Source organism: Haloferax gibbonsii ATCC 33959 (assembly GCF_000336775.1).
GTDB classification, from domain to species: domain Archaea; phylum Halobacteriota; class Halobacteria; order Halobacteriales; family Haloferacaceae; genus Haloferax; species Haloferax gibbonsii.
On record NZ_AOLJ01000024.1, the window covers coordinates 140,405 to 159,938 of the forward strand.

The following is a 19,534-nucleotide window of genomic DNA, read 5'->3' on the forward strand; positions in this document are numbered from 1 at the left end:
GCAGTTTCGGACGGCGTTAGACAAGAGGTATTTTGATATACCACTGCACGACATTGAGTTTCGTGAGCGTCCCCGGAACACCCCTACACTACCAATGAGCGCAGAACAGCCACTGGTGCTCATCGTTGAAGATGAGCCTGACCTCGCCGATCTGTACGCAACCTGGCTTAGGAACGACTACAGCGTTCGTGTCGCCTACGGCGGCCGCGAGGCGCTCGATAAGCTCGACGACGAGGTTGACGTTGTTCTCCTCGACCGTCGAATGCCCGACCTCTCGGGCGACGAAGCGCTCTCGGAGATTCGGGACCGTGGCTTCGAGTGCCGCGTCGCGATGGTGACCGCGGTCGAGCCCGACTTCGATATCATCGCCATGGGCTTCGACGACTACCTCGTCAAGCCCGTCTCGCGCGAAGCGCTGACTGACACCGTCTCTAACCTCATCCTGCGAAACGCTTACGACGTAGGGATTCAGGACCTGTTTTCCCTCGCGTCGAAGAAGGCGCTCTTAGAGTCCGAAAAGGACGAAGCGGCGCTCGAAGAAAACGAGGAGTATCAACAGCTCACCGCCCGGTTGACCGAACTCCGGCGCGAGCTCGACGAGACGCTCGGCCAACTCGACGAGACCGAGGGAATCTCCGCAGTCTACCGAGACATCGGCGGCGAAGTCGACATCGACAGCTCCTAATCGGGTGCGGGCGTTCCGGTCGCCGACCCCTTTCACCTCTCTTTCCCGCTTTCGCGCGCCTACAGCGCCGTTTGCGACCTCGACGATTACTTGCGACACGTGTTCACTTAATTAAGTTATTTTCATATCAGATATACACGAAAAATTATATTTCGCGCTCGCTCCTTGGGGTAAGTGCACATGTCCGACGACAGCAACCAGATGGTCGCGTACCTCCGTCAGAACCCCCGCATGATGGGCGTCCTGTTCACGCTCACGCTCCTGCTCTCACAGGCGGGAAGCGTGGCAGCCGGCAACACCGGAATCATCTACGGTCCGTAATCACGGAAGGAATTCGCAATCCCAGTAGACGGTATCGTCGTAGACGACCGGAATCTGTTCTAACGCGAGGAAGTCTCGAAGTTCTTGGGTCGATAGCCTGATGTCCGAGAGAGACTGTGATGAGAGGAAATACTCGGAGTTGTTCGGTAATGCAGGTATGATTAGCGAACCGAGCCCACTCCGAGATGTGGGGTACGCGTTGTACGACAGTTCGTACGTGTCCGAGTCAATGTGCTCGACCTCGCAGAGTATCGCGACTCCGCTTTCGGCTTGGACTACAGAGAGGCTCCCGTCCCCGACCACGCCGTACTGGTGGGCGATGTCGCTGTCGGTTCGGACCACGTCGAGGGACGCCTGCAGCGGGAATCCCCCGTTAAGCAGTCGGGCCAGCGTGCGCCCCACGCCGACCGCCTGACTGTTGATGACCTCGCTGAACGTGACGATACCGCCGATAGCGCCGGCCTCGACGAGCGCGAGTCCCTGGTCGTACGACTGGCAGGCGTTGAGGAAGAACGCCCCCGTCCCGACGTGGTCGAGCGTCTCGGCGTCGACCCTGCCGTCGCGACACTGGAAGCCGTCGTCGTCGATGTGGCCGATGTAGTGGAGGAAGTCCGTCGGCTCGGCGAGTATCTCCCGAAGCTCCGCCCGGCTGAGGTCGTAGTGGGCGTCGACGTCGAACGACAGCCCGTCGCGCGAGCCGTAGACGTCGTCGACGATGTCCGTCTCGGCGAGCATCTCCGGGTCGTTGCAGACGACCGTGATACCGATGTCTCCCTGCGTCGGCTTGCGCTGAAGCCGGTTCCGGTAGGCGGCGGGAGTGGTCTTGCTCGCGCCGACCGGCGTTCCGTCGCTTATCCACGCCTGCTCGACCGAGTCGGTCGAACTGGGCTTGACGTACGTCTCGTTCGGGGTCGTCGCGCCCGCGCTCCTGACGATGTCGTCGCGGAGGAAATCGTCGACGACGGCGGCTTGCACCTCCGAGTGGGGGACTTCGGTCCCCGTGGGCGTCCTGACGACCGCGAGGTCGTTCGTGATGAACGGCAGGAGCTCGATGTTGTCGGTCTGCGGCGCGACGTGCGTCGTCAGCTTCCACTCCGGGACGAGGTCGGCGATGTGCTCGTAGGGTATCTCGAAGTACGCCGAGAGCTGTTCGCCGAGCGACGCGTCGTACAGCCGCTCGACGTCGATGTCCGTCCGCGACTCGACCGTCTGGCGCTCGTGGAGCGGCACGTCGTAGATGCCCTCCGTCCGAACGACGCAGTCGAGGAAGAACGTCCGTTTGAGCGCGCGCGCGACCGACTCCTCGAAGCCGTGGGGGCCGTCGAAGTCGTGGACGAACCCGTCTTCGGCGACGAGTCGGGGGGCGTCACCGGGGACGAGTCTCGCGCCGAGGTAGTACGCCAGCGGCGTCGCCACGAAGATGTGACTCAGCGTCGGCGGGAGTTCGATTCGGACGCCGGTCTCGGGGACGTGAAGCCCCTCCGGGATGTCGAGTTCGTCGCCCAACTCGAGAAGCGGCGGGTGACCTCGGAGCGTGGGGTACGACCGCTCGACGCTCGTGGTCTTGAGCGCGGAGCTGAACGCCGAGACGGCCTCCATCACGTCCAGCGGGTCGTCGGTCGTCGTGACCGTCGTCGCGGGGCTCTCGTGCGACGACCGCGCGCCGACGTACACCGTCTGCGGCTCCTCGAACGAGAGGACGGTTTCGAGCGGCTTCGCGTCGACAGTCAGCGGTCCCTCGACTCTGAGGTACGTCTTGACCGCACCGAAGAGCTCGATGCTGTAGGTTGCCGCGTCGAGTTCCTCGTGTCCCTGCTGGTCGACCTGCGCGAGCATCGACCCCGCCTCGTCGCGGACGCAGACGACCGTGTTCGCCGCCAACCCGATACGGTCGGTCTCGATGCGGACCGCCGCGTCCGTCGGGAGCGAGAACCGACGCCGGTCGGCCGGCTCGGGCGCGACAGGCGACGGCGTGCGAAGCATGAACTGGTGGCGTTCGACGTTATCCCGAACGACCAACCCCGCGCCTTCCGAAGGGAGCGAAAAGCCGACTTCCAGCGTGGAAGACGCGTCAGCTCGCTTGCCCTGCCCGGACGATTCCATTGAGTCTATGTGACACGATTAGGGTAAAAAACGTATTGGTCGCGAGAACGTCACGGCTCCAACGGAAACCAGCCGGACGAGACCTCCTTCCGCCGGAGGTGCCAGCGTTGGCGGACTTCCGCGCCCTCGACGTCGAGTTCGACGACGGCGTCGAACAGCGGTTCGAGCATCCGATTAATCTCGTCCTCGCGGCCGCCGGGGGACCAGACGTGGACCATCCCGTTTCGCGCGCGGACGTGAGACGTCATGACGTGGAGGAATCGAAACACGTGGTCCCGCTCGTACCGCGAGAGGAGCGACGGCAGACAGTCGAACGCGACGCGGAGTTCGGCCGGAGAGAGCCCCCCGGCGAGGCTGTCGAACTCGGTCACGTCGGTCGCGAGTTCCGCGCCGAGTTGGCCGAGGCCTCCGCTCACCCGGCGTTCGCAGGTCTCGACCGCAGTCGGTACGGCGGCCGACGGTGACGGCGACGCCGCTGCGCTCCGTTCGAGCGTCGAGTACCGCACCACGCGGGTCCACTCCTTCGAGCGTTGGATGTCCGTGTCGAGGCGGGTGTCGAGCGGCGTCGAGTCGTTGAGAACTAACAGGCGGCGTCGAGGCTCGTCGGGAGCGCCGAGCATCTGCTTGGACGCGCGCGAGTAGAGTTCAGTCGGAACCGACCCGACGACGAGGAGCGCGCTCCCTCGTCGCTTGAGGTCGTCCAGCCCGAGTTGGAACGTGGACGTGTCCTCCGTCACGGCGATGTCCGTGTCACCTCCCGAAACCATTCGTGTTGCACGACGAAACCATATTTAATAATACTTTGCGTGTTGGTCTCTCGAAATGTGCCACCAAGTGTCATTATCGATGGTGCACTCTGATTGGGGCGTGTTCGGCCGCTTCGACCGCCCGAGACGGCGGGTCAGACTACCCCGTCGCCCGGACGGTCAGCACGGGAACCGGCGCGGTCCGGACGACGCGCTCGGTGACGCTCCCGAGGAGCACGCGTTCGACGCCCGTCCGGCCGTGCGTCGCCATCGCGATGACCTCCGCGCCGTGTTCCGTCGCGTAGTCGAGGATGGTCTCGTGGGGCGCGCCCCGCCGCACGGCCCCGACCGTCTCGATGCCGCGGCTCTCGCCGCGTTCGACGACCTCGTCGACGACGCGTTGGCCCTCCTGCTCCAGGGTTTCGAGGACCGTCCCGCCGATGATACCCGCGTTGTCCCGCGTCGTGTTCACGACGAACAACACGTGTACCGTCGCGTCGTACCGCTCCGCGAGGTCGAACACGTGCGGTATCGCCTGTTCGGCCGCCGGACTCCCGTCGACGGGGAGCAGGATTTCGTCGTACATCGCTGGATGTACGCGCCCCAACCGCGTGAATCCTTCGCACACCCCGGTGCGCCGCTCGGTCGGCCAAAAAACGGAGTTGCCGGCAGGTCGGGGCGGACGGGTGGGGCCGACGGGCGGGGTGGACGGATGGGGTCGGCTCAGTCGCTGACGTATGCCTCGATACGGTCCATCGCCTCGCGGAGTTCGCGCATCCCCGTCGCATAAGAGACTCGGAGGTGGCCCTCGCCGCCCTCGCCGAAGACGCTCCCCGGGACGAGCGCGACGTTCTGCTCTTCGAGGAGGCCCTCGGCGAACGCCTCGTCGTCGCCGTCGGGGGCCTCCGGGAAGACGTAGAACGCCCCTTTCGCCTCGAAGCAGTCGAGTCCCATCTCCTCGAAGCGGGCGAGGACGAACCGACGGCGGCGGTCGTACTCGCGGCGCATCTCGTCGACGGAGTCGTCGCACGACCGCAGCGCTTCGAGCGCCGCGTACTGCGCCGTCGTGGGCGCCGAAAGCATCGCGTACTGGTGGACCTTGTTCATCGCGTCGATGGCTCCGGCAGGCCCCATGGCGTAGCCGAGTCGCAGCCCCGTCATCGCGTAGGCCTTCGAGAAGCCGTTGAACACGATGGTCCGCTCGCGCATGCCGGGGTGGGTGGCGATGGAGGCGTGGTCGTCCTCGTACCGGAGGTCCGAGTAGATTTCGTCGGAGAGCACGACGAGGTCGTGGTCCCTGACGAACGAGGCCACGTCGGCGAGTTCGTCGTCGGACATCACCGCGCCGGTCGGGTTGTTCGGGTAGCAGAGCACCAGCACGTCGGCCTCGTCGGCCCCGGCGGCTTCGAGCGCCTCGGGAGTGAGCGTGAACTCGTCTTCGGCGCGGGTCGGCACCGGCAGCGGTTCGCCGCCGGCGAAGATGGCTCCCGGCGTGTACGAGATGTACGACGGCTGGGGAATCGCCACCACGTCGCCGGGGTCGACGAACGCCCGGAACGCGAGGTCGACCGCCTCGCTCGCGCCCGTCGTGACGATAATCTCGTCTTCGGGGTCGTACTCCTGGCCGTAGCGGGTGACGCGCTCCGAGATGGCCTCGCGGAGTTCGCGCATCCCGCGGTTCGACGTGTAGGAGGTCTTGCCGCGTTCGAGCGAGTCGATGGCGGCGGTCCGGGCGGCCCACGGCGCGGAGAAGTCGGGTTCGCCGACGCCGAGGGAGATGACGTCGTCGACCTCCTCGGCGAGTTCGAAGAACTTCCGAATCCCCGACGGCGGCACCTGTTTGACGCGGTCCGAAAGCTGGTCGCCGAGCGTCATGGCGACACTGAGAGCCGGTCGTCGTCGTCGCCGTCGCCGAGTTCGATGCCCTCCTCCTTGTAGGAGTCCATCACGAAGTGCGTGACCGTCTTCGTGACCTCGGGGATGGGGGCGATGCGCTCGGAGACGAAGTTCGAGACGGCGTGCATCGACGCGCCCTCGACCTCGATGAAGAAGTCGTAGTCGCCGGAGACGAGTCGCAGCGTGGCGACTTCGGGGAACCGCGCGATGCGGCGGGCGATCTCCTCGTAGCCCGTCTCGCGGTCGAGTTCGACGTCGACTTCGACCTGCGCCCGGACGTGTTCCTCGTCGACGTTGTTCCAGTCGACGACCGCCTGGTAGCCGCGGATGACCCCGTCTTCTTCGAGTTCCTCGAGCGCTGCTGCCACTGCTTCGGCGTCTGCGCCCAGCTGGCGGGCGATGTCATCTACGCTCTCGCGAGCGTCGTGACGCAGCAAGTCGAGCAGTGACTGCTTGTCCATGGACAGTCCGTTGCAGGCATCCGTAAAATGGTTTGCCCAACCGGGCGGAATTGTCGTGTCACTCAGTGTCATGCGACGGGCGTCGTCGCCGACCCGTCCGGCGGAACACTATTCCGCCGCCGGCGGAAACGTGTCCGCCATGAACGCCGAGTTCGATTGGCTCACCCTCGACGGCGACGAAGAGGTACTCTGGGCCGACACCCCGCATCCCTACAGCCTCGTGCCCTCCTTCATCGTCGGCGTCCCGCTCTCGCTCGTCCTCGTGGGCATCCCGCTTCTCGTCGGGTCGTACCTCTCGCACAAGAACACGAACTACGTCGTCACGTCCGACGCGCTCTACCGGAAGTCGGGCGTCCTCTCTCGGAGCGTCCAGCGCATCGAGTTCGACAAGGTCCAAGACACCTCCTACAGCCAGACGTTCCTCGGCGCGCAGTTCGGCTACGGCTCCGTCAACATCAGCACCGCCGGTGGGAGCGGCATCGAGATGAGCTTCCAGAACGTCGCCGAACCGCAGTCGCTCCAGTCGCTCATCAACGAGCGAATCAAGCGCCGCGCGGGGCCGGAGACCGACGCCGAGGGGAAGGCCGCCGTCCTCGACGACATCCTGACCGAACTCCGCGCGATTCGGCGGGCCGTCGAAGGCGATGAGGGCGCCGCCGCGGGCGACGACGGTCCCGACGAGGGCGGAACCGACTCCGACTCCGACGCCGACGCGTCGGCCGACGCGCTCGAACCGAGCGACTTCGAGTTCGACGCGACGACCGACGAGCGATGACGGGCGGCGATTCGAGCCCCGCGGACTCGCCGTCCGAGCGCGCCGCGACCGACTCGACGGCCGGCGACGCCGATGCTGCGCCCGCCGCGGCCATCGACGACTGGCTGGCCCGCGGCGACGACGAGACCGTCCGCTGGGCGGGTCGCCCGCGGATACAGACCGTCATCCCCGCCGCGGTCGTCGGGGGCGCAATCGCCGTCGCGGCCGTCGCCGTGGCCGTCGTGAACGACGCGCCGGCGCTCGCGCTCGCGGCCCTCGTCGGACTCCTCCTGCCGGCGTGGTCGTACCTCCGCGTCACCAACACGCGCTTCGTCGTCACCGACAGGGCGCTCTACCGGAAGTCGGGCGTCCTGTCTCGGACCGTCCAGCGCGTCTCCCTCGACCGCGTCCAGAACAGCGCGCTCTCGCAGGGCGTCGCGGGGTCGCTGTTCGGCTACGGGACCGTCTCGGTCGAGGCCGCGGGCGGCGGCGCAATCCGCTTCGAGGACGTTGACGACCCCGGTGCCGTCCGCGACCGAATCGAGGGACGCGACGACCGCGATGGCGACGAACTCCCCGGTACGGTCGAACAGTGGGTCGCCGTCCGCGACGAGGTGCGGGCGCTCAGGGCGGCCTTAGAGCGGTAGAAAAACGGGAGTTTTCGGTTCGGTTCGCGGCGCGGGTTCGCGTCAGTCGTCGTCCGCCGCCGGAGCGGCGGGACCGGGCTGTGCCGTGCTGTTCCCCGAGAAGCCGACGCCCGCGAGGACGAAGGCGAACAGCACGAGCGGCGAGAGGTAGCCGAAGAAGTAGTACCACATGTAGTCGAACGTCGCCACACCCAAGACACCGGCCATGTACGCGCCGCCGGCGTGCCACGGGAGGAGCGCGCCGGTCGGCGTCCCGGCGGACTCGATGGCCTGCGAGAGGTCCGAACTGTCGAGGCCGAACTCGTCGTAGGTGTCGCGGAGCGTCATGCCGGGGACGACGATACTCATGTACTGCTGGGCGGTGAGCGCGTTGGTCAGTATCGCCGAGAGACCGGTGGAGGCGACGAGCAGGCGCGGGCTCCGAATACCGCGCTGGAGGCGGTGGGCGAGGACGGCGAGCACGCCGGTCTGTTCGAGCAGGCCGCCGAGCGTCAGCGCCGCGACGACGACGGCGATAGTCCACGCGGAGCCGGAGACGCCGCCGGAGGCGAGCAGGCTGTTGACGAGTTCGGAGCCGGTTTCGGGGCCGGTGCCGCTCATGAACGTCTGCCACGCCGTGACGAACGACGCGCCCTGCACGAGGATGCTCGTGAACGCGCCGGCGAACGCGCCCGCCAGGAGGACCGTCAGCGCGGGATAGCCCGCCGCGGCGAGGCCGAACGTGACCGCGAGCGGCAGGAACGCGAGGAGCGTGATGTCGTACGAGGAGGCGAGGGCGGTCTGAATCTCGGCGATTTGGCCGGCCGGAATCGCGCCGGTGATGCCGAGGCTGAGGAGGACGAAGCCGACGAGCGAGAGGCCGAACGCGACGGCCGTCCCGCTTCGCATCGCGCGGATGTGGTCGTAGAGGTCGGTGTTCGTGACGGCGGCTGCGAGGTTCGTCGTGTCGGACAGCGGCGACTGCTTGTCGCCCGCGTACGCACCGGAGAGAATCGCGCCGGCCGTCATGGGCTCGGGGACGCCGAGGCCGGAGCCGATGCCGATGAAGGCGACGCCGAGCGTGCCGACCGCGGTCCACGACGAGCCGATGGCGAAGGTGGCGATGCCGACGAGGAGCGCCGTCGCGGGCAGGAACACCTGCGGCGACAGCAGGTCGAGACCGTAGTACATCAGCGCCGGAATCGTCCCCGCGGCGACCCACGTCGAGACGACGCCGTAGATGACAAACAGGATGAGAATCGCCTGTAGCCCCATCGCCAGGCTGCGTTCGATGCCCTCGTAGAGGTCCTCCCAGGTGTAGCCCCAGACGAAACGACCGAGGAGACCGACCAGCGCGATACTCCAGATGAGCGGGATGTGCGGGTCGAGTCCCAGCCACGCCGACCCGAGACCGAGGAAGGCGACGAGTCCGAGCACCGGAACGAGCGCCTGTTTGAGCGTCGGGCGCTGCTCCGGGGCGATGTCGTCGTACGACCGCGGTGTGTACCTATCAGTTCCCATCGTAGCTCGACAAATAACTTTAGAGCATAAAATTGTGTCGTGTTATGCTTTGAGTGCATTGTTATGCAATGACGTACTTTCGCTTGACAATATAATTCCCGGCAGTAATCCTACGGGTGAGTCGCCGCGGGCGGTCGCTCCGAACAGTCACGTATTCCGATAGGTCGATATTTCGGAACGTGTCAACAAATAGGGAAACAGACATACCGGAGGCGCGCCACGGGTCGGGCATGGCCCTCGACGAGTTCTTCTTGTTTCCCCTCGGGTTGGTCGCCCTCTTGGGGGCGGTCCCCCTCGTCATCCTCTATCTGCTGCGGCCGGAGCCGGTCCGGCGCACCCTCCCGACCTTCCGGTTCCTCGCGGACTCGGCGGGACGAAACGCGTCGAACCCCATCTTCGACCGCCTGCTCCGGAGCCTACTCCTCCTCATCCAACTGCTCGCGCTCGTCGCGCTCGTCGGCTCGCTGGCGACGCCGTACGTGATGGTTCCCGAGTCGGAGACGGTCCAAGAGACCGTCCTCGTCGTGGACACGAGCGCGAGCATGGGCGTCCGCGACGGCGGCGGGACTCGATTCGACAGCGCCCTCGCGGCGGCGCGAGACGAGGTCTCCGGCACGACCTCAGTCGTCGCGGCGGGGTCGAACGCGAACGTGGTGCTCCGCCGGGGGAGCGCGACCGACGCCCGCGCCGCCCTCGACGGCCTGCGCGCGAGCGCGGCACCCGGCGACCTCCGCTCCGCGATTACCGCCGCCGCCTCCATCGCCGGCGAGGACGCCCGCGTCGTCGTCCTGAGCGACTTCGCCGACGACTCGCCGTGGAGCGACGCGGTCCGCGAGGCCCGCGCCCGCGGCCTCGTGGTCGAACTCCGGCAGTTCGCGGGCGGCGGACAGGGCAACGTCGGCATCGTCGACCGGCGCTTCTCGGGCACGAACGTCACCGTGACGGTGAAGAACTACGGCGACTCGGCGGCGACTCGGACGCTCTCTCTCGCCGGCGTCACGCGGGAGATCCGGATGGACCCCGGCGACGTGACGACCGCGACGCTTCCGGTCCCCGCGGGCGGCGGGCGCGCCGAACTCTCGCCGGGCGACGCCTTCCCGACCGACGACGCGCTGTACGTCGCGGCACCCGAGGACGCCTCGGTGGACGTGCTCGTCCTCACGAACGACGAGAACCGCTACCTGACGGCCGCGCTGTCGGTCATCCCCGAGGTGTCGCTGACCGTTGACAACCCGCCGACGGCCGTCTCGACGAACTACGACGTGGTCATCTACAGCAACGTCAACCCCGGTCGCCTGCTCTCGGGCAACGTCGAGGCCGGCCGCGAGGTCGTCGCCGACGGCGGCGGCGTGGCGATTCAGGCACAGGAGGAGTCGCCGAACTACGGCGACCTGCAGCTCGTCTCGCAGGCGAGCATCGAGACGAACCCGACCATCGGGACCGTCGAGAGCCACCAGATAACCCGCGACATCACCTTCCCGCCGCCGACCGAGTACGTTGCCGGCGACCTCCGGTCGGGTCAGTCGCTCGTGACCACGACCGGCGGCACCTCGCTCGTCGCCGTCGAGCGCCGCGGAGCCGGCCGCGTCCTCTACTACGGCTTCATGGAGGACAGCTCGGCGTTCAAGTACAACTACCAGTACCCCGTGTTCTGGAAGCGCTCGGTGTTCTACCTCGCCGGGCGCTCGACGCTCTCCGAACTGAACCGGGCGACCGGCGGGTCGCTCGCGGCGGGCGCGAACCAGACCGTCGAGACGCCCGCGGGCGAGGCGACCGGCCCGGAGGTCCGCCTCGCCGACGCCGGCTTCTACCGCCTCGGCGACGAGCGGTTCGCGGCGTCGCTCCTCAGCGAGGCCGAGTCCGACGTGGTCGCCGCGCCGCTCGACGGCGAGTCGGCCCCCTCGGACTACCCGACGCGGGTCGAAGAGCGCGAGGTTCCGGACCCGCTGACCAAGTGGGCCGCGCTGGTCGCGCTCGCGGCGACGATGGTCGAGTTGGCCTACCTGCGCCGGCGGGGTGACCTCTGATGGCGGCGCTCGGATCGACGTCGGCCGCGCTGACCGCGCTCGGCTCTGTCGCCTCCGGCTCCCCGCTGACTCCCCTCGCGTGGACCGTCGAGGCCGCCGGTCGGACAATCGGCGTGCAGCGCCCGCTGTTCCTCGTCGCGCTCCCGGTGGCCGCGCTCCTCGCGTGGGCACTCATCTTCCGCGGGGCGGACGGGACCGCCGGCGGGCGCTCCCGGCGACTCCTGTTCGCGTCCCGATTCCTCGTCGTCCTGTGCTTGGTCGTCGCGGCCGCGGGCCCGTACACCGTCACGACGCGGATGACCGACGGCGACCCGCAGGTGACGCTCCTCGTCGACGACTCCGACAGCGCGGCCGTCACCGAGGACGTGTCGTCGCAGCTCGCGGCGGACATCGAGGCCGAGGGCGTCCCCGTCACGACCTCGACGGTCGCCCGCGGCGAGGAGTCGCCCATCGGCGACGCCGTCGCGGCCAACCTCAGACCGGACGGGACGGTCGTCCTCGTCTCGGACGGGCGGGTCACTTCGGGGCGGAGCCTCGCGTCCGCGACGACGCTCGCCCGCGACCTCAACGCGACCGTGAGCGCGGTCGCGCTCGAACCGACCCAGGCCGAACACTACGTCACCGTCAGCGGCCCGTCGAAGACCAGCGTCGGCGTCGAGAACGCGTTCCTCGCGCAGGTCGACGGGGTCGTTCCCGAGGACGCCGAGGGCGCGACCGTCGAACTCGTCGTGGATGTCGACGGCGAGGAAGTCGCCCGCGAGGTGGTCAACACGACCGGCGGCGTCGAGTTCTCCCAGACGTTCGAGACCACCGGCACCCACCGCGTCACCGCCCGCATCGAGAGCGACGACCGCTTCCAGACGAACGACGTGTTCCGCAAGACCGTCCGCGTGGTCGAGCCGCCGCGGGTGCTGTACGTCTCCCGTGGGGACTACCCGTTCCGCGACTACCTCTCGGAGCTGTACGACGTGGAGACCGCCGAGGCCGTCCCCGCCGACCTCTCGGCGTACCACGCCGTCGTCTTGCAGGACATCCGGGCCGAGGACGTTGGCAACACAGAATCGCTCCAGCGGTTCGTCATCGACGGCGGCGGTCTCCTGACCGTCGGCGGGCGCAACTCGTTCGAAAACGGCGGCTACGACGGGTCGAGCCTCGCGTCGATGCTCCCGGTCACGACCGGCGAGGGCACGTCCCAGCAGACGAACCTCGTCTTCGCCATCGACGTGTCCGGCAGCGCGGAAAGCGGCATGCGCGTCCAGAAGTCGGTCGCGCTCGACGCGCTCGACCAGCTCGGCGACGAGAACCAGGTCGGCATCGTCGGCTTCAACTACCGCGCCTACGAGGTCTCGCCGCTCCGCCCGCTCGGGCCGAACCGCGAGTCGACAGCCGACCTCATCCGCCGGCTCCAGTCCGGCGGCGCGACCGACATCTCCGTCGGCCTCGAGGGCGCGGCCCAGCAACTCGGCGACAGGCGCGGGACGATTATCCTCATCAGCGACGGACACGACCGGTTCCAGGACGCCGCGAGGGTCGCGGACCAACTCGGCCGCGACGGGGTCCGCGTCATCACCATCGGGACCGGGCCGAGCCCGAACGAACAGACCCTCCGGACCATCGCGCGGGCGTCCGGCGGGAACTACCTCAGGGCCGACGAGACCGACCGACTCCGCATCCTCTTCGGCGGGTCGAACCGCCAGTACGCCGGCGACGGCCTCACGGTCGTCGACCAGAACGACTTCGTCACCGCCGGCGTCGAACTGACCGCGAACCCCGGCAGCGTCAACGACGTGTCGGTCAGGAGCGGCGCGAACTTCCTCGTCGCGGCCGACGACGGGACCCCCGCAGTCGCCTCGTGGCGCTACGGCCTCGGCCGCGTCGCCACCATCACCACGTACGCGGGCGACGGCACGCTCGACGGCCTGCTCCGGAGCCCCGACTCGCTCCTGCTCACGAAGTCCACGAACTACGTCATCGGCGACCCGGAGCGGAAGGCGACCGGCGTCGCCGAGGTGGCGGACACCCGCGTCGACCAGCCGACGACCGTCGTCTACCGCGGCGGCGAGCGCCCGCGGGGCGTCGAGGGGCTGTCCTTCTCGGCGGTCGATTCCGGCGTCTACGAGGCGACGGTCGTCCCCACGGAGACGGGCTACCGGAACGTGCTCGACACGGCCTTCGCGGTGAACTACCCCGCCGAGTACGCCGGGTTCGGTCGGTCGGCCGCGCTCGAAGCCGCCGTCTCCGACAGCGGCGGGACGATGTACGACTCCGAGGACGCGGCCGAAATCGCCGCCTCCGCCCGCGACAACGCCGCCGGCGTCCAACCCGTCCGCGACGACTGGGCGGCCGCGTTCGTCGCCGCCGCGTTCCTCCTCTACCTCGCCGAGGTGCTCGTCCGGCGTCTTCAAGTGTATCGGGGTCGAACGCAAAGTGAAGGTGGTCTGATATGAGTTCCCTGGGTCGGTCCCTGAACCTCGGTCTCGTCCTCGTCGTCGTCCTCCTCACCGCCGGAACCGTCGGCGCGACGATGTTCTACCAGTACTCGGTCGATTCGCTCGACCAGCAAAACGAGCAACTGCGCGAGCGAAACGAGGCGCTGGAACAGGACCTTTCGCAAACCCGACAGAATCTGTCGGCGACGCAAGCGGAGCTCCAGGAGCTGAACAGCAGCCTCGAACGCACCCGCGGCGACGTCTCGCAGGTCGCGAACAACCTCGAAGACACGGAGTCGCAGCTCGAATCGACCCAAAGCGAGCTGTCGTCGACGCGGAGCGAACTCCAAGAGACCGAAAGCAATCTCCGAGACGCCCGCAACCGTATCAGCGAACTCACGGCGACGCTCGACGAACTCGAAGAACAGCGCAACCGGCTCGAAAACCAGATAGACGACCTCGAAACGGATAACGAGGAACTGGAGGAGACGAACGCCGAACTGGAGGCCCAGATAGAGACGCTCCAGTCCGACATCGACGACCTCGAAGACCGGGTCGACGACCTCGAATCCGACCTCCGGCGGGCCTGTTCCGAGTTCGAAGACGGCAACGAACCGGCGGTGTGCAGCGGTGTCTGAATCACCCCCGCCCGAACCGGGCACCGACGGCAGCGACGTTCCTGATGCTTCCGACGCACCCGACGCGTCCGACGCACCAGACACGGCCGCCGGCTCGGAATCGGGAGCGACCCGCCGCGAGGCGATGGCCGACGCCGTCAGCGAGGTCCGCCGCGAGGCGGTGAAGGCCGCCGTCGTCTCCAGCGTCGTCGACGCCGCGGTCGCGACGCTGTTGGCGAACATCGCGTTCCGGGTCGTCGAGTTACCCGTCCAGTCGTCGGTGTCGCTCGGCTTCCTCCCGCGGGTCGACCCGGCCGTCTCGGTCCACGTCGCCGTCCCGATCGCCCTCGCGGTGGGCCTCCTCGTCGGCGTCGCGGAGTACCTCATCCTGATGCGGGTACCGCCGGTCGAGCAGTTCGAGGCGGTGAACCCCTCGGTCGCCGAGGCGCTTCGGACCGCCCGCGACCTCGTCGCCGACGAGGGGAACCCGAACCGCGACTCGCGCATGTCGGTCGCGCTCTACGACGACGTGCTGTCCCGCCTGCGGGAGTCGTCGTCGGTTGAGCTCCTGCCGACCCGCCGCATCGTCGGCGCGCTGCTCGTCGCCTTGCTCCTCTCGGCGGGGAGCATCCAGGTGGCCGTCTCGGACATCCAGTTCGAGGGACTCGCCGGCGACGGCGGGCCGGCGGGCGAGGGCCTCGACCAACCCGACGAGGAGACGGGGCTCCAGAACGGGAGCTCGATTCTCGGCGACCCCGAGGACGTGGACGCCGGCTCGGAGCAGTTGAACGCCACCGTCGCCGGGACCGGCGGGAGCGGCGACGGACCGGAGTCGTCGGCCGCGGCCTACGACTCGACCGGCTACGGCGGCGACAGCGCCGTCGAGAGCCAGCGCGCCGGCTACCTCGCCGACGACACGCTCGAAGAGGCCGACCTGATTCGCGACTACACCCTGAAGATACGAGAGAACGACGATGAGTGACAAACGAGACTGGCTCGGAGACGACGGACAGCAGACCGCGGCCGAAGGCGATATCGCGGTCGAGACAGACGACGACCTTGACCTCAGCATCGAGGACCTCCAGGCGAGCGTCGCGGCGGTCAAAGACGAGGTCGGAAAGCGCATCATCGGCCAGCACGACGTGGTCGAGCGACTCCTCGTCTGCGTCCTCTGCGACGGCAACGCGCTGCTCGAATCGAACCCCGGACTGGGGAAGACGACGCTCGTGCGCGCCCTCTCGGACGCGACGGACCTGCAGTTCTCGCGGGTGCAGAACACGCCCGACCTGATGCCCTCGGACATCACGGGCACCGAGATCATCCGCGAGACGCCGGACGGTCGGGACTTCGTGTTCGAGCGCGGGCCAATCTTCGCCAACGTCGTCCTCGCCGACGAGATAAACCGGGCGACGCCGAAGACGCAGGCCGCGCTCCTCGAAGCCATGCAGGAAAAGCAGGTGACCGCCGCGGGCGAGACCTACGAGCTTCCGGACCCCTTCTTCGTCCTCGCGACGCAGAACCCCATCGACCAGGGCGGAACCTACCCGCTCCCCGAGGCGCAGACCGACCGCTTCCTGATGAAGATTCTCGTCGACTACCCCGAGTTCGACGAGGAGCGGTCCATCGTCAAGCAGTACGCCGAGGGCGGCGCGTCGCCCGAAGTCGAGCGCGTCCTGCCGCGGACCCACCTGCTCGCGGCCCAACGGCTCGTGCGGCAGGTCCCCATCTCCGACGACATCCGCGACCGGACCATCGAACTGGTCCGCAAGACCCGCGAAGACGAGCAGGTCGAGTTCGGCGCGAGCCCCCGCGCGAGCATGGCGCTCGTCCTCGCCGCGAAGGCGCGGGCGTTCGTCCACGGGCGCACCCACGTCTCGTGGGAGGACGTGGTCGAGATGGCCCCACCGGTCATCAGACACCGCATCATCCTCGACTTCCGGGCGGAGCGCGAGGGGCTCGACCCCGACGACGTGATTGCGCGGCTGTTGAACGAGTGACGAACCGATGATAGACCCCGGCTTCCTCGACGAACTCGACCGCTTCGACACCTCGCTGAAGCGCGTCTCGAACGCCCGACGGCAGGGCGACCAAGAGTCGCCGGACGTGGGCGAGGGGCTCACCTTCAGCGACCACCGGCGGTACGCCGCCGGCGACGACCCGCGGCTCATCGACTGGAAAGTGTACGCCCGGACCGAGGAGCTGTTCATCAAGCGGTTCGAGGCCGAGCGGAACCTGACGGTCCACGTCCTCCTCGACGCCTCGGCCTCGATGGACTTCGGCGAGGGCGACGCGAACAAGTTCGAGTACGGCGCGAAGCTCGGCCTCGGCTTTTGCCACCTCACGGCCGAGGAGAACAACGACTTCCGCTTTTCGCTCCTCGGCGACCTGCCCGACCGCATCGACACCGACGCGTCGAGCCGCGGCGAGGTGCTCCGGCTCGTCGAGCGCCTCAACGAGACGACGCCCGGCGGCGACGGCGACATCACGGCCGCGCTCTCGACCTACGCCGAGACCATCCGCTCGCGGTCGCTCGTGGTGGTCGTGAGCGACCTGCTTTTCGACCCCGACGACGTCGCTTCCGGCCTCGCCGCGCTCGCGCGGAACGACGTGCTCGTCGCGCAGGTGCTCACCCCCGAGGAACTCGGCCCGGAGGCGACGGGCGACGCCATCTTCGAGGACCCCGAGTCCGAGGCGACCCGCCGGACCTACTTCGGCGGGTCGGCGGCGCGGCAGTACACGGACCGACTCCAATCGCATCTCGCGGCGGTGGACGAGCGGTGTCAGGCGCTCGGCATCGAGCGCGAACTCGTCGACACCGGCGCGGACTTCTTCGACACGTTCGCCGACCTCTGGCTCGGCGCGCGCCTCGGCGGGGAACGTCGCGGCCGCGGCTAATCCGACCCCGGGACCAACATCGCCGCGGACCGCGGGCTTTTCACGAATCACCCCCCATTGGCCGGTGTGACGGAGACACAGGAGCGCCGCGTGGTCGGCCTCGTCGCGGGCTCGCACGTCGTCAACCACGCCTACCTCGTCGCGCTCGCGCCCGTCATCGGCCTCGTCGCCGACGACTTCGGCGTGAGTATCGCCGCCGTCGGCCTCGCCATCGGCGTTCAGGGCGGGGTCGTGACGCTCCTGCAACTCCCCTTCGGCTACCTCTCGGACGCGCGGAGTCGGACGCTCGTCCTCGCGGTCTCGCTCGTCGTCGGCGCGGTGGGAATCGCCGCGACCGCGCTCGCGCCCTCGTACCCGTGGCTCCTCGCCTCGCAGGCGCTCCTCGGCGTCGGCATCGCGGGCCACCACCCCGCGCACTACCCGCTTTTGGCGACCGCCTCCTCGGAGACGAACCGTGGGCGGGCGTACTCGCTGCACGCCCTCGGCGGGTCGCTCGGCTTCGCCGTCTCGTACGCCATCGCCGCCGGCGTCGGCGCGCTCGGGTTCGGCTGGCGCTGGACCGTCGCGGCCATCGCCGTCTTCGGCGCGGCGTTCGCGCTCGTCGCGCTCCCGGTCGCCCGCGGCTTCCCCGAGCGAATCAAGAAGCCGGCGACGGAGGACCGCCCGTCGTCTCGCCCCACGCTCGCGGGCGTTCGGCGGGGCGCGTCGGCACTCCTCTCGTCGGCGGGGCTGATGGGCCTCGCGCTCCTCTCGTTTCTCACCTCGGCGGCCGCGTGGTGCATCCGGACGTACTCGCCGCAACTGCTCACCGCCGGCTACGAACTCGCGCCGGGGACGGCGAACCTCCTCGTCTCGGGGATGCTCGTCGTCGGCGCGGGGACGATTCTCGTCGGCGGCGCGCTCACCGACCGCGTCGGCCCCGGCAACGTCGCCCTCGGCGGCTACGCCGCGCTCGCCGGACTGGCGGCGCTCCTGGCGAGCGGGTCGCTCCCGCTCGCGCTCGTCGTGTTGATTCTCCCCTTCAGCGGGACCATCAGCGTCTCCCGGCCGGCGCGGTCGACCCTCGCGGACCGCCTCTCGGAGCGCGCCGACCTCGGCAAGAACTTCGCCGTCGTCACCATCGGCATCTCGCTCGGCGGGGCCGTCGCGCCACCGGCGTTCGGGGCGCTCATCGACCTCGCCGGCGTGCGCGTCACCTTCGGCGTCGTGGCGGTCCTCGGCCTGCTCTCGTTCGGGTTGACCCGGTGGCTCCTCGGCCGGGTCGACGGGTCGGCGCGGCGGCCGCAGGCGACCCCGAGCGACTGACGACGGCGCGTTCGCTCGCGGCGGTTACTCCGGTGGTTCGCGCTCAGTACTCGTCTCCTCGACCCACGAGCACCCCGAGCGCGATGCCGACGGCCGCGCCGAACCCGGCACCGAACGGCCCCAGAAACGCGAACCCCGCGCCGCCGAAGACGAGCGCCGGAACGAACACCGCAATCGGCGAGACAGCAGCGGACATGCCCCGCGATTTCGTCTCCGCGGTGATAATTCCATTGACACTTCGCGGTCGCGGGAGCCCGAATCCCGATTCCCTTCTCCGGCCACGTTCATGATGACAACAATTCATAACTAAGCGGTCGCCTCGCGTCTCTCCGAACGGTGGTGGAAATGGCAGCAACATCCGAGAAAGAACAACAGCACCGAGCGTCGTTCCTGCGCGTGGCGGACGAACTGTGGAACAAACGCGACTACGAGGTCATCAGGGAGGAGTACGACCCGCTGGTCGAGGTCCACGCCTTCTCTGACCCCGACGGCATCATCGGGACCGACGCGGTCGAGGAGTGGGCCCGGCGGTACCACGACGCCTTCTCCGACTTCCACGTGGAACTGTTCGACGTGGCGGCGCGGGACGACAGCGTGTACGCCCGGTATCACCTGACCGGCACCCACGACGGGACGCTCCGAAGCGCCCGCGGCGACATCCCCGCGACCCACCGCAAGATGGACACGTGGGGTATGGTGCAGGCACGCTACGAGGGCGGCCTGTGCGTCGAAGAGTGGAACAGCACCGACATCATGACCATGCTGTCGCAACTCGGCGTCGCTCCCGAGTGAGCCGACCGAGTCGCGAAAAACGACCGTTTTTGGCCGCCTATCCGGACCACTCGCCGCGAACGTCGTCGGCGACCGCGTCGCGCCACATGCCGAACCCCTGTTGACAGATGGGGCTCTCTTCGAGGTGGTTCATGAACCCCTCTCCTTCGCTCTCCAGTTCGTCGAGACAGAACGGACACCGAGTCGGGTCGTCCCACGTGTGCGCGATGACCGAGGGTTGTACTTCCTGGGACATACACACCAATATGCGATAATACTTGATAAAAATTTGCACGTGGCCCGTATGTGGTCTACTTCGTCTACTTGGAGGAGAATTTTGTACTTGATTCTAAACCGAGTACTCCGATTCCGTCCCC

Annotated in this window: 20 protein-coding genes; 12 read left to right on the top strand and 8 right to left on the bottom strand. The window is 68.1% G+C overall.

Features of this window, described 5'->3' with window-relative positions; genetic code table 11:
- Positions 1-94: 94 nt before the first annotated feature.
- Both C454_RS16060 and C454_RS20835 read left to right on the top strand, forming a co-directional pair.
- A complete protein-coding gene (locus C454_RS16060) occupies positions 95-685 on the top strand; it encodes a HalX domain-containing protein (RefSeq protein ID WP_004977278.1) in 591 nt (196 codons plus the stop codon).
- Positions 686-865: 180 nt separating this feature from the next.
- On the top strand, positions 866-1,006 hold the full coding sequence (locus C454_RS20835) for a DUF7503 family protein (protein WP_004977279.1): 141 nt from the start codon (positions 866-868) through the stop codon (positions 1,004-1,006).
- On the opposite strand, the gene C454_RS16065 is transcribed toward C454_RS20835, so the two are convergent.
- The 5 genes from C454_RS16065 to C454_RS16085 form a co-directional block, all read right to left on the bottom strand.
- Entirely contained in the window at positions 1,007-3,025 is a 2,019-nt protein-coding gene (locus C454_RS16065) for a hypothetical protein (protein WP_004977284.1), read from the bottom strand. It lies immediately after the preceding gene.
- Between the two features lie 134 nt (positions 3,026-3,159).
- A complete protein-coding gene (locus C454_RS16070) occupies positions 3,160-3,876 on the bottom strand; it encodes a DUF7504 family protein (RefSeq protein ID WP_004977286.1) in 717 nt (238 codons plus the stop codon).
- Positions 3,877-4,015: 139 nt separating this feature from the next.
- On the bottom strand, positions 4,016-4,441 hold the full coding sequence (locus tag C454_RS16075; RefSeq protein WP_004977289.1) for a universal stress protein: 426 nt from the start codon (positions 4,439-4,441) through the stop codon (positions 4,016-4,018).
- A gap of 137 nt (positions 4,442-4,578) precedes the next feature.
- Complete coding sequence (locus C454_RS16080; protein WP_004977291.1) at positions 4,579-5,730, bottom strand: pyridoxal phosphate-dependent aminotransferase; 1,152 nt, start codon at positions 5,728-5,730, stop codon at positions 4,579-4,581.
- On the bottom strand, positions 5,727-6,212 hold the full coding sequence (locus tag C454_RS16085; protein WP_004977292.1) for an Lrp/AsnC family transcriptional regulator: 486 nt from the start codon (positions 6,210-6,212) through the stop codon (positions 5,727-5,729). The genes C454_RS16080 and C454_RS16085 overlap by 4 nt, the downstream gene beginning before the upstream one ends.
- A 139-nt stretch (positions 6,213-6,351) precedes the next feature.
- Here C454_RS16085 and C454_RS16090 point away from each other — a divergent pair, with 139 nt between their 5' ends.
- Positions 6,352-6,987 (top strand): PH domain-containing protein, encoded by a 636-nt coding sequence (locus tag C454_RS16090; RefSeq protein WP_049905229.1) that lies wholly within the window; start codon positions 6,352-6,354, stop codon positions 6,985-6,987.
- Positions 6,984-7,613 carry a PH domain-containing protein gene (locus tag C454_RS16095; protein ID WP_004977298.1) on the top strand — a complete coding sequence of 210 codons (630 nt, stop codon included), beginning with the start codon at positions 6,984-6,986 and terminating at the stop codon, positions 7,611-7,613. The genes C454_RS16090 and C454_RS16095 overlap by 4 nt, the downstream gene beginning before the upstream one ends.
- A gap of 42 nt (positions 7,614-7,655) precedes the next feature.
- Here C454_RS16095 and arcD read toward each other — a convergent pair whose 3' ends face one another.
- Entirely contained in the window at positions 7,656-9,113 is a 1,458-nt protein-coding gene (gene arcD, locus C454_RS16100; RefSeq protein WP_004977300.1) for an arginine/ornithine antiporter ArcD, read from the bottom strand.
- Between the two features lie 230 nt (positions 9,114-9,343).
- On the opposite strand from arcD, the gene C454_RS16105 reads away from it, so the two are divergent.
- From C454_RS16105 to C454_RS16135, 7 genes are all read left to right on the top strand, one after another.
- A complete protein-coding gene (locus tag C454_RS16105; protein WP_004977301.1) occupies positions 9,344-11,140 on the top strand; it encodes a vWA domain-containing protein in 1,797 nt (598 codons plus the stop codon).
- A complete protein-coding gene (locus C454_RS16110; protein ID WP_004977303.1) occupies positions 11,140-13,587 on the top strand; it encodes a VWA domain-containing protein in 2,448 nt (815 codons plus the stop codon). Before C454_RS16105 ends, C454_RS16110 begins: the two co-directional genes overlap by 1 nt.
- On the top strand, positions 13,584-14,207 hold the full coding sequence (locus tag C454_RS16115; RefSeq protein WP_004977305.1) for a hypothetical protein: 624 nt from the start codon (positions 13,584-13,586) through the stop codon (positions 14,205-14,207). Before C454_RS16110 ends, C454_RS16115 begins: the two co-directional genes overlap by 4 nt.
- Positions 14,208-14,331: 124 nt before the next feature.
- The gene (locus C454_RS16120) at positions 14,332-15,168 is read left to right on the top strand and encodes a DUF7502 family protein (protein WP_004977307.1); all 837 of its coding nucleotides are present in this window, start codon (positions 14,332-14,334) and stop codon (positions 15,166-15,168) included.
- On the top strand, positions 15,161-16,183 hold the full coding sequence (locus C454_RS16125) for an AAA family ATPase (RefSeq protein WP_004977310.1): 1,023 nt from the start codon (positions 15,161-15,163) through the stop codon (positions 16,181-16,183). The genes C454_RS16120 and C454_RS16125 overlap by 8 nt, the downstream gene beginning before the upstream one ends.
- Before the next feature lie 7 nt (positions 16,184-16,190).
- Entirely contained in the window at positions 16,191-17,081 is an 891-nt protein-coding gene (locus tag C454_RS16130; RefSeq protein WP_004977312.1) for a DUF58 domain-containing protein, read from the top strand.
- A gap of 66 nt (positions 17,082-17,147) precedes the next feature.
- Entirely contained in the window at positions 17,148-18,386 is a 1,239-nt protein-coding gene (locus C454_RS16135; protein WP_004977315.1) for an MFS transporter, read from the top strand.
- A 43-nt stretch (positions 18,387-18,429) separates the two neighbouring features.
- Here the strand turns inward: C454_RS16135 and C454_RS20840 are convergent, their stop codons facing one another.
- Positions 18,430-18,582, bottom strand: coding sequence for a hypothetical protein (locus tag C454_RS20840; protein ID WP_004977316.1), 153 nt, complete (start codon positions 18,580-18,582; stop codon positions 18,430-18,432).
- Between the two features lie 149 nt (positions 18,583-18,731).
- Here C454_RS20840 and C454_RS16140 point away from each other — a divergent pair, with 149 nt between their 5' ends.
- Complete coding sequence (locus C454_RS16140; RefSeq protein WP_004977317.1) at positions 18,732-19,178, top strand: ester cyclase; 447 nt, start codon at positions 18,732-18,734, stop codon at positions 19,176-19,178.
- A 37-nt stretch (positions 19,179-19,215) separates the two neighbouring features.
- Here the strand turns inward: C454_RS16140 and C454_RS16145 are convergent, their stop codons facing one another.
- On the bottom strand, positions 19,216-19,413 hold the full coding sequence (locus tag C454_RS16145) for a DUF7501 family protein (RefSeq protein WP_004977318.1): 198 nt from the start codon (positions 19,411-19,413) through the stop codon (positions 19,216-19,218).
- Between the last annotated feature and the right edge of the window lie 121 nt (positions 19,414-19,534).